We start from the raw sequence: 14,246 nt of genomic DNA, 5'->3' as shown, positions 1-14,246 counted from the left end.
CGGGATAGTGTGAAGCTATTCCGGGAAAAAAAGAAACGAGGAGAAAAAGATGAAACAAGCAGAAGTAGAATATGAATTTAACCCACTGGATTTTATTGACGAAAGTCAGATGTTATGCAATCAGATGCATGGATTAAATCTGACTGCAAAATTTAAGAAAATTGGTGTTGAAACAGAAGAAAAAGACGAAAAATTATGCTTTACGGTAATCCCGACCAAATTTGCGGAATACCTAAAGAAATGCATAACCGCAAAGCTTTTGGAAACGGGAGACATTGTGTTGTATCTGAAGAAGCATGGTTATTATAAGCCTGCAACGGATCTGATTCTTGGCAAGATCTGCATGTATCTGATGACCCAATGTGGTTATTGCTTCTGGTCAAGTGTTAATGAACGAAAGGTGATTGATGCGTACAAACGAATAATGAATGAGATGGTAATCGCCTTTGATACAGATGAGGTTATCAATTTGAAAAATGGAATTTATGATTTGAAGACGGGAAAACTCATACCGCATGATCCGAAGTATTTATGCCTGGGTCAGGTCGATGCCGTTTATGATCCGAAAGCAGAGGCGCCGTTCTTTATAAAATTTCTCAAGGATATTTGTTGTTACGATCTGGAACTGGTCAAAGTTATTCTGGAAATAATCGGGTACTGCTTGACGAAAATTATTAAAGCGGAAAAAATGTTCTTCTTTTTGGGAGGCGGTTCCAATGGAAAATCGGTCCTTGTTAATTGCCTGACCAGTCTGGTTGGAGCTCATAATGTTGCTGCAATCAGTTTGACGGATCTGTCATCAACGGGCAATAAGTTTGTATTGGAAGGATTGATTGGAAAATATGTAAATATAGCAGCTGAAAATGAGTTTCAAGGCAAATTAAACACTGAAAATTTAAAGAAGTTTGTGACTGGTGATGTTTTTGATGTCCAGAGAAAATACAAAGCTGCACTTCAAATGAGATTTCCAATCAAGCTGGTACAGGTGTTAAACAATTTGCCGGAGGTTGCCGATTTATCCTATGGATTCTGGAGACGCGTCATGGTTATTCCTTTCAATGCCAAATTTGAAGGGGCCGACATTGATATTAACATGCAAGAAAAACTCGAAAGTGAATTACCGGGAATCCTGAATTTGGCACTGGAAGCGTTGAAAAATCTGGAAGCTAATGATTATAAATTCAGTTATTGCGAAGCGGTTGAAAAGGAAACGCTGAAATATGAGATGGCACAAAAACCGGCCTGGCAATTTTTCACAGAGACATATGAATTCTGCGAAGGAAATCGCATACTAAAAACTGATTTGTATGATCAGTATAAACACTGGTCAAAGGTGGAAGGAAAAGAGCCGGTCAATGTACAGACTTTCTGGAGAACTTTAAAAACGGAATGGAAGAATAAAAAAATTGCATACTCACTACCCAAAAGTAATGGGGTTCGTTATTTGTCCGGTTTCAAGGAAAAAAATGATTTTAAAACTGAGACGGGAGGAGATGGAAGCAATGTCGTTCTTAACATACTACACCCTTGATCGAAAATCAATTAAAGACAGAAATGTTAATATTCTTAACGAAAAAATTGAAGAAAACTGCAATACTGATGACAATCGGTTCTATTGTGAACTGGTCAAATTACTGGATTGTATTTTAAACGAAGCAGAATAATCAGCACTGGCTAATGAAATAAAGGGGGAAAGGTCTTAAATCATGAAGACTTTTCCTCATAAAAAGCAAAAATCAGAAAATAGCATAAACGCATATTATATATATGAAAATATATTTCAGATAGAGGACTGGAGGAAAAAATGTCAAAAAAAGGAACAATTAAACGGGCTGTTGGTTACGCCAGAGTATCAACAGATATGCAAAATGAGTCATCGATTGATGCTCAGATTTATGGGATTAAAGAATATTGTGAAAAACATGGCTACTGTCTGATCAATACCTACATTGATTTTGGAATATCCGGAACAACCGATCAGCGACCCCAGTTTCAGCAAATGATTGAAGACAGTAAGAAGGGCGAATTTGAGGCGGTGATGGTTCATAAGGGAGACCGGTTTGCCAGATCACGAAATCTGTCATCGACCTATAAAGAAATATTGGCTAAAAATAAGATCGAGTTTATTTCAGTAACCGAATGTTTTGGCAGTGAACCGGAAAGTGTATTGCTGGAGGGCTTGACTGAAGCGATGGCAGAATACTATTCACGAAATTTGGCCAGAGAAGTGCGAAAAGGGCTGCTTCAAAAAGCCAGGGATTGCTTGTATACAGGCGGAAACCTCCCACTGGGCTATGATGTTGATCCTGAAACGCAGAAATTTATTCTGGCCAAAAATGAAGATGAAATGAAGACGGTTCAATTGATTTTCCAAATGAAAAAGGAAAACTACGGTTATGCTGAAATTATTCGTGCGCTTGAAGCAAAAGGGTTGAACAAGTCAAAAAAAGGAAACACACTTTCCAAATCTGCAATTAACTGGATGCTGCATAATGAGCGATACACAGGTGTTTATATTTATGATCGATTGTCAGCAAAAGGAGCTAATGGCCGGAATGGACATCTCTTTAAACCGGAAGAAGATATGATCCGAATTGAGGGAGGGATTCCCCAGATTATTGACAAAGACACATTTGAGGCAGTTCAGAAAATCATGGCTACAAATAAAAAAACAAATGGACGTTTCAGATTAAAGCATCCAGTCCTGCTGACAGGTCTGATTGAATGTGAATGCGGTTATTCTTACGTCAGTTGCTATCGAAAGGAAAGGCCAGGTCATAAGGCATATTCTTCCTATCATTGCGGGTATAAGAGCAGCCATAAAGATCACCACTGCAGCAATAAAGGGATTGAACAGACAAGTATTGACGATGCTGTTCTGGAGCTGCTTTACAAGTATTTATACGATGACGTAGAAACGATCACCAATGAGTTGAATACTCATCGCAAAGCATTGATGTTAAATCTTGATTCCGATCTTCAGACGGTCAAAAAGCAGATTACAGCCAATGAGATTAAAGTAAAAAATTTAGTCGATGCGATTGCCCAGGGGGTCAGCAATGCAGCTATGTTCGATCGGATTAAAGAACTGGAGAAAGAGCGAGAAAGGCTGGAAGGAAAGCTATCAGAAGCTTCTCGGGTTGAGGAAACCGTTGAGCTAACCACAAATGAAGTCCAGAGTATTCTGGATAAAAGCCGGGAATGGGTTCGAACGAAAAACATTCCTGAAGTTCGTCGATTCATTGATAAGTATGTTCATAAAGTTGTCGTCTTTAAAGAGACAGTCGAAGTCACGTTAAACGTGGCTTTTTCTTTTGGAACCAGAAAAAGTGCTACCTATCGGTTTAAGAAAATATTATCACGGGGAAGTCTTTGCGAATGTTGGTATGATATCGGAGAAGCGATATGAGAAAGTGGTCATTGGTGATCGAATGAGGAGCTGTTTAAGGCAGCTCTTTTTTTTCAAAATTGTGGAGAAAAAAGGGCAGATAGGGCAGATAAATTTAAAACTTTTTAAATACTGAGGTAAATAAAAATTCGATAATTATTCAAAGAATTTTGCATACTGAGCTGATGAAACAAAACATAGATGAAATAAAGTTGTGAGAATGAGTTATAAAAATAAATGTTTTATTATTTTTAGCTAAAAAATCTATCGTTTTATTGCTAATATTAAAAAGTAAAGCGGTGCAAGTTGTTTTTGTTTAATTATTATTCACAAGGTCAAACATGGTAGCATGTACGGAAGGTATTATGAAAATTACTGCTATTGCATAAAGTGCTTTAAAGTCTTCATGACCGAATTTTCTAATCAATACAGCTTTGACATACTTGAAAATTTAAATCTGAAGCTTTTGGATTATTTCAATTGTAATAACAATATTCGAATACACTCGTCATTAGGATATCTAAATCTAGCAGCTTATTGGAAATTAGCCCATGAAAAATATTGACAGTCAATTAAATCACAAATGAATACAAGGATACGACAGCCAATGTAAGCTATCGCGCTCCCGTATTTGGCAAAGTTATGTTGATTTTTATTCCAATCATCTCTTTTCATGATATAATTAAATCGGATAAAAAGTTGTGTAGAGGTGTTTTTATGGAAAATCAGTATAGTCCTAAAGTTTTTATTAGTTATTCTCAAGATAGTATTTCCTTTGCTGATAAAGTTTTGGAATTTTCTAATAAATTACGTAGCGACGGAATAGATACTATTTTAGACCAATACGAGGAGTCACCCCCTGAGGGATGGCCCCGGTGGATGGAAAAAAGTATCGATATTGCAGATTACGTCTTGGTTGTTGGGTCAATAGGATATCAAAATAAAATAGCAGGGACAGTTGAAGCTGGTATTGGTAGGGGTGCAAAATGGGAAGGCCATATTATATACCAGAAATTATATATGGCAGATTCAATAAATAAGAAATATATTCCTGTGATTTTTAGCAGAGCTGATATAGACTATATTCCTACTCCAATTCAAGGGAGCACATATTATGACGTCAGCACACAAAAAGGATTTGACGATTTATACTGGCGATTGCGAGGAATAAAGACAAAGCAAAAACCGCCATTGGGTAAATTACGTCCGTTGCCAGAAAAAGAACGTAAAACTTTGTTTATTACATCAATGATAGATTTAGAAACTTGGGATAAAGCTGTATGGCGCGGAGCTGGGTTCATTGTTAATACTGATTTGCCGATTTTGTTATTGCTATTTATTCATGAAGAATATGCAGTAAAAATTTTCAAAGATTGGATTTCTGACGTTGGAGTTGACGATAAAAGTGATGATATCAGGATTGCCCTAATTGAAGGTGATATTCCTAACGAAGAGGCCGGATATTATATTGTGATTGGGTCAAATCTGAAAACCGCTGCAAAAAGAGCAGAAAGACAAGGTGTTCCTATGGATGAAATGCTATTGCTTAATTTTACGCGCCTTATTAGAGCCAATCCAACAGATAATTTTGCATTTTTTAATATTTTCAAACAGAAATATCAAAAATTTGGAGAGTATTATCTTATTCCAGCTATTATTGATGAAAGCTCAAACAAAATAAAACCTCTCATGCAATATAAAATTCACAAAAAGGAACTTTTTTATCGTCATGTCGATGAGATAAACGAGTATGACGAAGATTCGATTATTCTAGAAAAAAATAAACCTGCGAAACCCTATCAAATAGAACTTTAGTGAGTGATAAGTGATAATTAATACAACAGGAGTCCGCTCTTATATTTTTGACAGAACTCTACCGTTTTGGAGTTATAGCTTCAGCCGAGAAGCTGATTTATTTGATATCATGTTTGACGTTTTTGGGTATGTCGTCATATAAATTGTTTATTTCGTTACCACGGATTCTAAAGGTCTTGATAATCACCCTGAATAGTATAAGACTTGCGATTTTTTACCGTGACAAAAATATACTTTTATGCAAAACAACGGCTAAATTTTGAAGCGATTTTTGATTTTGAGTATGACCTTCTCCGCCACCATGAACTACGCATCAAATATGATGATAGAACCTGTTACGATTGTAGCAGGTTTTTTTTAGAGTACAATTATTTTTGGGGGGGAATATGTTACCAGAATTAAATAAAATGGTGAGTTACAGAATCTGAATTTGGAAACATCCTCAGGAAATGAAAAAACTAATTCGGAAAAGGTAAGTTTAAGTTATCTAGGATTTACCTTTAATGGTTCAGAAATAACAATTAGAGATAAAACAGTAAGCAAATATTACTATCGTTTATACAGAAAAACAAAAGCTACAGTCAGACAAATTAAGAACGGGAAAAGAGTTAGTTGTAAAAAAATATATTTGAAATATTCGAGGAAGGGCGCTTATGTAAAAGAAGGGACACATAGGTAATTTTATTACCTATGTTGATAGAGCGAAAAAAGAATTCGGTCAAAATGAACCGATTGATCGTGGGACGAAAAGACATATGAATAAAATAAAAAAACACCTAAACATATAGTATTCGAGATTATAGCTACGCTGATAGTTTATTTTAGAACATAAAAACTCATTATTTTTTCATTTTATCGTATGCTAAAGAAGGTCTTGTTCGGTTCGATAATAAAGTGATCCAAAAGTTCAATGCCAAAAATTTGTCTGTGAAACTTAACCGGGATTAGACAGGCGACATTAATTGTTTAAGGAGCTCCGAAAGAAAAAAACTGAGGGCGGTTGTGAGTTTCCAAGCGGAAAGTTGAATTTATAGAATATCCAGATAAGTGTTTAAAGCGAAAGATGTTTGAGAAATTTGCGATTGAATACTCAAATAAACGTTTTATATAAGATGTGGAGGAAGTGCGGATGTACAAAATAATTGATGAAAATGGCGTTTTATTTAGCGAATATCAATATGCATATGAAGCAGAATACGAAAAAATGGTAGTTGTCAATTCAGAATTAATTTTTGGGTCACAGGGCATATATTTTGATATAAAAAAGAAAATTGGAAAGTCAAAGGAAGGCGCTGCTATTCCAGATGGTTATTATCTGGACTTGAAATTTCACGATGAACCGGTTTTGTATTTTGTTGAAATAGAACTGAGTGACCATGATGTCTATGGTCATATAGGTGAGCAGGTATTGCGCTTTGCTATTTCTTCTGAAATGAGCAAGCATAAGATTAAAACCATTTTGATTGACGATATAGATAAAGATCCTGCTAAGAGTAAAAAGATAGAAGACTTTTTGAAGGTGTCCTCAAAGTTCAGCAACATTAATGAATTGCTGGATAGACTGATATTTGATAAAGATGTCGCTGTAATTATCGTCATTAATGAAACAAGTGAGCAGCTGACAAGAGTTCTGTCAAAAATTAAAATTTCAGCAGATATAATTGAGGCTCAAAGCTTTATTGCTAACGGGAAAATGTTACATCGGTTTACTCCGTTCCAAGAAGATGTATTGGAGGCTGTACTTCCATCTACGGATTTGGATGAATTGGATACTATAGTGGTTCCGGCAAAAGAAGATGGATTTAAAGAAGTCTTCATTGCTGAAAAATGCTGGTATCAAATCAGGATTTCAGCGGCTATGCTGGACAAAATCAAATATATTGCAGTCTATCAGGTCGCCCCGATATCGGCAATAACCTATGTTGCTGAGGTTGAACGGATAGAAAAATATAAGGATACGGATAAATATATACTATACTTTAAAGACGATGCAAAACAAATAAAAAAGGTACTTCTATCTGGAGCAACAAAAGGGAAAGCTCCTCAGGCGCCTAGATATACATCATATGCAAAGTTGATCGAAGCAAGTACCCTAGACGATTTATGGAAATAAATTTGTAAAAAAATCAAAGCCTTGACTTTGATTGAATTTCAAAGCCAGTATGTTGGTTTAACCCAACTATCGGTTTCAGTTTGAAACTAGTTATAGTACAGTGCTTGCAAAGTGATTAGGCACTGCCGATTGAATTCCTAGATAGAGTTGGTTCTATATATGAGTGGCCCCCCCAATAGATATTTGAAATGCTCCCAGGGTCGTTTCAGGTTCAGGTTATGAAAGCCGATACGATCAAAAAATAATAGCCCAAATCTCGATTATAAGAGATTTGGGCTTATTTATAATCAGAAGAAGAATTTTTATGCCAACACCAAATAATTATAGAAATATTTCATTTCAAGATATCTCCTCTCAAAACCTTTGATTTAAAGGGGTTTCGAAATTCCTCGTTACGTGTTCTCGGGAATTCTGTTTTTGCTTCTCCCGTTCATTAACTTCTTTCGTAAGCGCTTAACAACAGTTACCAAACCAACGGCAACAATCGATATCTTACCTTTTTGCAATACGCATCATATCCCTTTAGCTCATCTTTTAGCAAAGCTTCTTCTTTTTGGATGCGAAGCACTAACATTGGTACAATTAAAAGCATCGGTACAATCGCAACGTAAGAGCCCAAAGCCAACGGAAGAAATAGGGATATTACAATCATTCCCGTATACATCGGATGTCGCACCAGTGCATACGGCCCTGATTCTATCACTTTCTGTTCTCTTTCCACCCGGATAACTGCGGACGCAAACATATTTTCCCGAAAGACAATAAATATAAAAAGATATCCCAAAAGTGCCAAGACAGCTGATGTAAGGATAAGCCATAGTGGCACTACTGACCAGTGAAAACGATAATCAAGTCCTGGTAAAATAAATCCGAGATAGAATAATTTAAATATAGCTGGCGATTGATTGGTTTTATCTTTTTTTTGAACCGTTGATCTTCGCTCTAGAAATTCAGGTGCTTTTTTTGAAAAATAAAGAGTGATTCCAAGTGTAATCAGAGTGAAACCACCCCATACCATCCAAGCCTCCCAAAAATGCAGACTTCCTGCTGGCAGAAAAAAGATTACCCACAATAATATAGTCAGTATTAATGGAACTAGAATCTTTTTTTCTTTCATAAATAATCCTCCGTTCCTTTATAATTTAAATATTTTTGAATAAGTGCCTTGTGACGCATTTGTGCTGGTGATAGCACTTGCTTTGCCATATCATCCATCAGTTGTTCTTTGGACTCACCCAATCCAATCTGACCATAAAGCATTTCTTTCAGTTCTGGCACGGCCTTAATAAATTCGCTTCCTTCTCTGGCAAGACGCTCCACTTCTGGATCATTCTCTGCCATTGTACGTAAAGCAGCTAAACGTTCCCCAAATGCCACCGCTCTCTGATAGTCATTGGGATGTTCTTTGAAATATTGCGCAATACCGTGTAAATTCTCCTTAAACTGGTCGCCCCACTGAAAATCCTCTATGATCCCAAAGGCTTTATGATGCTGTTGAATTGCTTCTGGACTTTCCCGAATTTTATAAGCCTCTTGTATGGGCTCAAGTATCTTAGTTATCTCTTGGAAAGTATCAGAGTGAAAAGTGGCCTGCTCTATTGGAATAAGTGTGTCTCTTAGCAACTCATCCACCTTCAATAACTGCATTTCAATTCTTACCTTTTCTCTTATTAGCTCCTGTTTCCAAGAAGAAAGAAATTCTCCTAGATTATGCGGTTCTCCTGCATCACCCAAAATTTCTTTGATTTTTGTCAAATCCAAACCAAACCCCTTTAAATGCTGAATCATACTCATCCTTGCCATCTCTTCTGCCCCATAGATACGATACCCATTTGTTGATCGCCTTGGTGTTTGTAACAGTCCGATTTTATGATAATACAAAATGGTCTTACTTGTACATCTTGTCAGTTTTGCAAATTCTCCAATTGTTATATCGCTCATCACACTCGTCCTCCTTAAAAACATTATAAACCTCACTCTTAGGGTGAGGTCAAGAAAAATATGATATATTCATTAAGCACATTAATAAGGTAAATGCCCGGTTTGGCAAGTTGGTTTGATTGAATGTGAATACGGTTATTCATAGGTCATGTCAGTTGATATCAGAAGGAATGCCAAGAATACAAGGTATAGGTATCCTAGCATTATGGTATTTTTACGGATTAAATTATAGATGTAGCAGATGCGTGTTAAGAGATTTAGTTGTATAAAAACGACTAATTTTGAAGCGGTTTTTGATTTTGAGTATGACCTTCTCCGCCACCATGAACTACGCATCAAAATTGATGTTAGATAGAATCTGTTACGATTGTAGCAGGTTTTTTATTTGGAAAAAAGAAATGCTATTCTTACTTTTGGCGATTATCTGGTATTTTGTTTGATGTGACGATATAATTAAAAATAAAACAGTACGAGGTATTATTTATGAAAAAGAAATTGGCAGTGCTTCTGGTGTTATGTATGGTTGTCACACTCGCGGCTTGCAGTACTCAAATCAAAGAAAAGTCAGCGAATGAAAAAAGTGGTATTTATGTTAGTTACACAACCGATGCCGATCAATTCATTGATGTCCCGAATCTCCGCCAATATGGCGATTATACCTGCGGTACCACCTGTGTGCAGATGCTGATGAATTATCTATATCCACAGATTGGGGATAAGAATCTGTCAACCTACGAACATGATCTGGGAACCACGCCTGAGAATGGTACGACGCCTCAGCAGATTTACAATTATTTTAAATCCCAAGGGGTTAATGTTGAGAAAAAAGAAAATATTTCAATTGAAGAACTGGTTTCATTGATTGATGCTGGCGATCCGGTGATGATGTGTATTCAAGCCTGGAGTGATAAATATAACACAACCGATCCCAATGCATCAGACCACGCCTATCTTTCCGATGGTCACTGGGTGATTTGTGTGGGCTATCAAAAGACAAATGATGGATATCAATTCTATTTTAATGATCCAGCCTGCGTTGGTTATTGCCTGATGTCTCAGAGTGATCTCGAAAACCGTTGGATTGACATGGATGAATCAGGTACGATCTACACGCGCTTTGGCTTAGTCATAAAGGGTGCATCTGAATTTAATAATAATGGGGTGTTCTATCTCAATTAAAGGTATTCTGTCAATAAGCTAATTTTTAGGATTATTCTGATAGTTGTCATGCAGTATTGTTTATCCAGTCATGTTTGGTGTCATTGATCAACTGCTTTTTGAAGGTGATGTATATTGCGAGCTGTTTAAAATCGATGGAAATGGCTATATGAGTTATGACAGAAAATGGAGGTAGAAAGCATATTATATGGAATTAACCCAAATTAAGTGATCCCCACATCCCAGACACTGCGCCGATAGAAAGTAGGTTTTATCAAAAAAGACAGAGATAAGGACGTGAAGATGAAAAAGAAACTTATTAAAACAGCAGTTTTATTTATCAGTATCGTAACATTTATTGCACTTTTCGCAATGGTGTTCGGGAGTGCGAATCTTGTCATTGCAATTAGTACCGTCTTTGCAATACTGATATACTTGTCGAAAAATATGACTGCGAATCCGATAAAAAATCTTATAAGATTGGTAACATTTAATGTTGTCATGGGCATTGTTGCATATATTTCTTCGATTAATATTTTTTTGGCCATTCCGATTGATTTTTTAACTCTGTTCATGATTGCAAGCGCACTAAGCTACACCATTAGTTCACCAATGTCTACCCCGTTTAGTTTACAGTATGTGTTTTTAATTTCATTTCCAGTTAGTTTGGAAGAAATGCCACTGCGACTGGCTGCTTTAGCAGCGAGCGCTGTTTGCATCATGTTTGTGCAATTAGTGGTAAACAAGGACAGTGTTAAAAAACAAAGCAAAATTATAATTCCAGAAATTTGCAGTGGTCTCGAAAATAAGATCAGCAATGTCAAAAATAATCTGAATGATGAATTGGTTGATTGTAAAATAAAAGCATATATCAGTCGTCTGAAACAAGTGATTTATGAATCGAGAAAGGACAACTATTATTTTAATAATGAAAGTGAAATCAAATTTAATGTTCTGATTGCTTTGGAAAATATAAATGACCTGTTAAGTCGCCTTAAAAAAGACAGCGAAGCGGACGCTTTCCTTGATGAGGCAGTGGCTTTAATAAATAGTTTTAAACGATCTGTAAAAGATTGCGATGTCAATCAAACAAATCATTTAGATCCGTTGTTTGATGCCTTTTTTCAAAAATATAATCTCGATAATACAAAAGATCTAGTGATGATGAAATTGGTTTATCAGTTGCAGTGCTTAAGCGATTATTTAAATAAAATGAAGAAGTCGGATCAAATTAATAAAAAAGAGATTACAAAAAATGAACAACGAACAAATAATTTTAAGTCAACAAAAAAATTTAAGGTAAAACTTTCGATCGATCCATTAAGTCGGTCATATGCGTTTCGATTGGCCTTTGCAATTTCTGTATTTGCATTTATCGTAAACTATTTTAACCTTCAACATGGCAATTGGATTCTGTTCACAATTTCTTCACTAACCTATCCATTCTATGAAATCTCAAGGCAAAGAACGGGAAAACGAATTTTCGGTACAATAATTGGCGGAATTATTGTTATTATACTCTTTTCGTTTTTACAACTAAGAGATGCAGGAATAATCGTGATGGTAATCACCTTATTTTTGACAATTTTCTTTATGGATAATTACACCTATTCAATGATTTTTTCAACAATAACGGCAATCAGTTCGTTTGTGTTAGTGGAGAATTCAACGAATCTGAGCCTTGACAGAATTATCTATGTTATTATTGGGGGCGCGTGTGCCGTGTTATTGAGTAAACTCGTTTTACCCTATCAAGAATCTGACGCAGAAAAAGATTTGAAGAAAATGTATGATGAGATTATTGTTGGCTTTTTCAATGATATTGGAAGTGCGCAGAATTATACGGATGATTTTAAACATAAGATAATGAATTTTATGCTTTTTACCGGCATGATTGAGGATAAATTATCGGCGTTGATAAAAGTTTCAAATGCGGAAATGATCACGTCTTTTATTGGCGTCAGACATGCATTGATCCTTAATATCTATAACGAATACCGCTGGTTGCTGGCAAATAAAAACTGCATCAAAGATTATAAAAATATCTGCCAGGATATCAGCAAAAATGACAAGTATCGAAATACCGAAAATGATGAACAGTTAATTGGAGAAATAATTAGTCAATATTCATTAAAAAATAAAGTCGTCGTTTGGGAAAGTATCGAAATAATAAGATCAATGAATCAATTGGATCTGTTTAAACGGTCGAGTGGGAATTAGCGCATGTAAAATTTTAAATGGTCTTTGACAAGGTCATTATAATTTTTTTCTGAGAACCGGCAGAAAAAACGACTTTGCAAATGCTATGTTCCAGCGGCGATTATGGGTATATAAAAAACAATCGTTATAGACCGCATCAAAAGGAGGAAAGAATGTTAGTATCAAGAAAATGTCAGGAAGAACAACTGCAAAATGTTTACGCGACCCCGGTGATGGGCTCGGTGGCCAGTGATGAACCGATTCCCCAGTATACGCTGCCGGAAAATCCATTGGCGCCGGAAATCGCCTATCGCTTGATTAAAGATGACCTGATCGATGAAGGTAACGCCCGCCAGAATCTGGCAACATTTTGTCAGTCCTATATGGAACCGGAAGCGGTGAAACTAATGGCGGAGACGCTGGAAAAGAACGCTATCGACAAATCGGAATACCCCCAAACCGCCGATCTGGAGAATCGTTGTGTTAATATTATTGCCGATCTGTGGCATGCTGCCGATCAGGATGATTTTATCGGAACCTCAACGGTGGGTTCATCGGAGGCTTGTATGCTTGGTGGGATGGCCCTGAAGTTTGCCTGGCGCAAGCGGGCCGCAGAAAAAGGGCTGGATATTCAGGCTCGGAAGCCGAATTTGGTTATATCTTCAGGTTACCAGGTTTGCTGGGAAAAATTTTGTGTCTATTGGGATATTGAAATGCGCCTGGTGCCCCTGGATAAAAATCACATGAGCCTTAATCTGGGCCGGGTGTTAGAATTCGTCGATGATTATACCATTGGTGTTGTCGCTATAATGGGGATTACCTATACCGGTAAATATGATGATGTGGAAGGTCTGAATAACCTTCTGGAGGAATATAACAACAGCCATGATCTTCCGGTCTATATCCATGTCGACGGGGCATCGGGAGGAATGTTTGCGACATTTATCTATCCCGATTTAAAGTGGGATTTTAGACTCAAAAACGTTGTTTCCATTAATACCTCGGGGCATAAATATGGCCTGGTTTATCCTGGGGTCGGTTGGATTCTGTGGAAGGATAAACAATATTTGCCGACCGAGCTGATTTTTAACGTCAGCTATCTGGGAGGGAGCATGCCGACCATGGCCATTAATTTTTCCCGTTCGGCCAGTCAGATCATTGGCCAGTATTATAATTTCCTGCGCTATGGCCGACAGGGGTATATCAGCATCCATCAGCGAACCCGGGATGTGGCGGTTTATATCGCTGCCGAAATTGAGAAAACGGGTCTCTTTGAAATCTACAACGATGGGAAAAATATCCCCATTGTCTGTTGGACGCTCAGGGAGACGGCAAATAAACCCTGGAGTCTGTATGACTTGGCAGATCGGGTGAGAATGAACGGGTGGCAGGTTCCGGCCTACCCATTACCGGAAAATATGGCGGATTGCATCATTCAACGGGTGGTTGTAAGGCAGGACTTCAATATGCAAATTGCAACCCAATTTATCAATGATTTTAACCAGGCGATCAAAGAACTGGATGCGGCGAAGCTACTCGTTCATGGCGAGGATACCGGAAATAAAGGACCATCCGGTTTTATTCATTAAATTAACAAGACCCAGCTGTTTTGTCGGCTGGGTCTTGTTGTTT

The 14,246-nt window shown here is 37.0% G+C and carries 11 protein-coding genes; 9 read left to right on the top strand and 2 right to left on the bottom strand.

The window, feature by feature from the left end; genetic code table 11:
* Nucleotides 1-49: 49 nt before the first annotated feature.
* The 6 genes from CHL1_RS15330 (at nucleotide 50) to CHL1_RS15310 (ending at nucleotide 7,316) form a co-directional block, all read left to right on the top strand.
* Complete coding sequence (locus tag CHL1_RS15330; RefSeq protein WP_250933822.1) at nucleotides 50-1,531, top strand: DNA primase family protein; 1,482 nt, start codon at nucleotides 50-52, stop codon at nucleotides 1,529-1,531.
* The gene (locus CHL1_RS15325; protein ID WP_250933821.1) at nucleotides 1,503-1,664 is read left to right on the top strand and encodes a hypothetical protein; all 162 of its coding nucleotides are present in this window, start codon (nucleotides 1,503-1,505) and stop codon (nucleotides 1,662-1,664) included. The genes CHL1_RS15330 and CHL1_RS15325 overlap by 29 nt, the downstream gene beginning before the upstream one ends.
* Before the next feature lie 140 nt (nucleotides 1,665-1,804).
* A complete protein-coding gene (locus CHL1_RS15320) occupies nucleotides 1,805-3,409 on the top strand; it encodes a recombinase family protein (protein WP_250933819.1) in 1,605 nt (534 codons plus the stop codon).
* Nucleotides 3,410-3,737: 328 nt separating this feature from the next.
* Complete coding sequence (locus tag CHL1_RS18590) at nucleotides 3,738-3,953, top strand: IS3 family transposase (RefSeq protein WP_420840476.1); 216 nt, start codon at nucleotides 3,738-3,740, stop codon at nucleotides 3,951-3,953.
* A gap of 152 nt (nucleotides 3,954-4,105) precedes the next feature.
* Nucleotides 4,106-5,203 (top strand): SEFIR domain-containing protein, encoded by a 1,098-nt coding sequence (locus CHL1_RS15315; RefSeq protein WP_250933817.1) that lies wholly within the window; start codon nucleotides 4,106-4,108, stop codon nucleotides 5,201-5,203.
* 1,129 nt (nucleotides 5,204-6,332) lie between these two features.
* On the top strand, nucleotides 6,333-7,316 hold the full coding sequence (locus tag CHL1_RS15310) for a hypothetical protein (RefSeq protein ID WP_250933815.1): 984 nt from the start codon (nucleotides 6,333-6,335) through the stop codon (nucleotides 7,314-7,316).
* Between the two features lie 463 nt (nucleotides 7,317-7,779).
* On the opposite strand, the gene CHL1_RS15305 is transcribed toward CHL1_RS15310, so the two are convergent.
* Nucleotides 7,780-8,433: a methyltransferase family protein gene (locus CHL1_RS15305; protein WP_250933813.1), complete on the bottom strand. Its 654-nt coding sequence runs from the start codon at nucleotides 8,431-8,433 to the stop codon at nucleotides 7,780-7,782.
* Nucleotides 8,430-9,257, bottom strand: a complete 828-nt coding sequence (locus CHL1_RS15300) for a MerR family transcriptional regulator (protein WP_250933812.1) — start codon at nucleotides 9,255-9,257, stop codon at nucleotides 8,430-8,432. The genes CHL1_RS15305 and CHL1_RS15300 overlap by 4 nt, the downstream gene beginning before the upstream one ends.
* Nucleotides 9,258-9,740: 483 nt before the next feature.
* Here CHL1_RS15300 and CHL1_RS15295 point away from each other — a divergent pair, with 483 nt between their 5' ends.
* From CHL1_RS15295 to gad, 3 genes are all read left to right on the top strand, one after another.
* Nucleotides 9,741-10,436 carry a C39 family peptidase gene (locus tag CHL1_RS15295; protein ID WP_250933810.1) on the top strand — a complete coding sequence of 232 codons (696 nt, stop codon included), beginning with the start codon at nucleotides 9,741-9,743 and terminating at the stop codon, nucleotides 10,434-10,436.
* A gap of 282 nt (nucleotides 10,437-10,718) precedes the next feature.
* Nucleotides 10,719-12,635, top strand: coding sequence for an FUSC family protein (locus CHL1_RS15290; protein WP_250933808.1), 1,917 nt, complete (start codon nucleotides 10,719-10,721; stop codon nucleotides 12,633-12,635).
* Between the two features lie 152 nt (nucleotides 12,636-12,787).
* Complete coding sequence (gene gad, locus CHL1_RS15285) at nucleotides 12,788-14,203, top strand: glutamate decarboxylase (RefSeq protein ID WP_250933806.1); 1,416 nt, start codon at nucleotides 12,788-12,790, stop codon at nucleotides 14,201-14,203.
* Nucleotides 14,204-14,246: the final 43 nt, after the last annotated feature.

This window comes from Acetobacterium wieringae (assembly GCF_023700225.1).
Taxonomy (GTDB): Bacteria; Bacillota; Clostridia; order Eubacteriales; family Eubacteriaceae; genus Acetobacterium; species Acetobacterium wieringae.
Note: the sequence above shows the minus strand (reverse complement) of the source record. Positions and strands in the feature narration are given on the sequence as shown.

Coding starts and splice junctions, on each gene's coding strand:
- gad (WP_250933806.1), top strand. CDS start 12,788: ATGTTAGTATCAAGAAAATGTCAGGAAGAACAACTGCAAAATGTTTAC.
- CHL1_RS15295 (WP_250933810.1), top strand. CDS start 9,741: ATGAAAAAGAAATTGGCAGTGCTTCTGGTGTTATGTATGGTTGTCACA.
- CHL1_RS15320 (WP_250933819.1), top strand. CDS start 1,805: ATGTCAAAAAAAGGAACAATTAAACGGGCTGTTGGTTACGCCAGAGTA.
- CHL1_RS15305 (WP_250933813.1), bottom strand. CDS start 8,433: ATGAAAGAAAAAAAGATTCTAGTTCCATTAATACTGACTATATTATTG.
- CHL1_RS18590 (WP_420840476.1), top strand. CDS start 3,738: ATGTACGGAAGGTATTATGAAAATTACTGCTATTGCATAAAGTGCTTT.
- CHL1_RS15330 (WP_250933822.1), top strand. CDS start 50: ATGAAACAAGCAGAAGTAGAATATGAATTTAACCCACTGGATTTTATT.
- CHL1_RS15315 (WP_250933817.1), top strand. CDS start 4,106: ATGGAAAATCAGTATAGTCCTAAAGTTTTTATTAGTTATTCTCAAGAT.
- CHL1_RS15310 (WP_250933815.1), top strand. CDS start 6,333: ATGTACAAAATAATTGATGAAAATGGCGTTTTATTTAGCGAATATCAA.
- CHL1_RS15300 (WP_250933812.1), bottom strand. CDS start 9,257: ATGAGCGATATAACAATTGGAGAATTTGCAAAACTGACAAGATGTACA.
- CHL1_RS15290 (WP_250933808.1), top strand. CDS start 10,719: ATGAAAAAGAAACTTATTAAAACAGCAGTTTTATTTATCAGTATCGTA.
- CHL1_RS15325 (WP_250933821.1), top strand. CDS start 1,503: ATGTCGTTCTTAACATACTACACCCTTGATCGAAAATCAATTAAAGAC.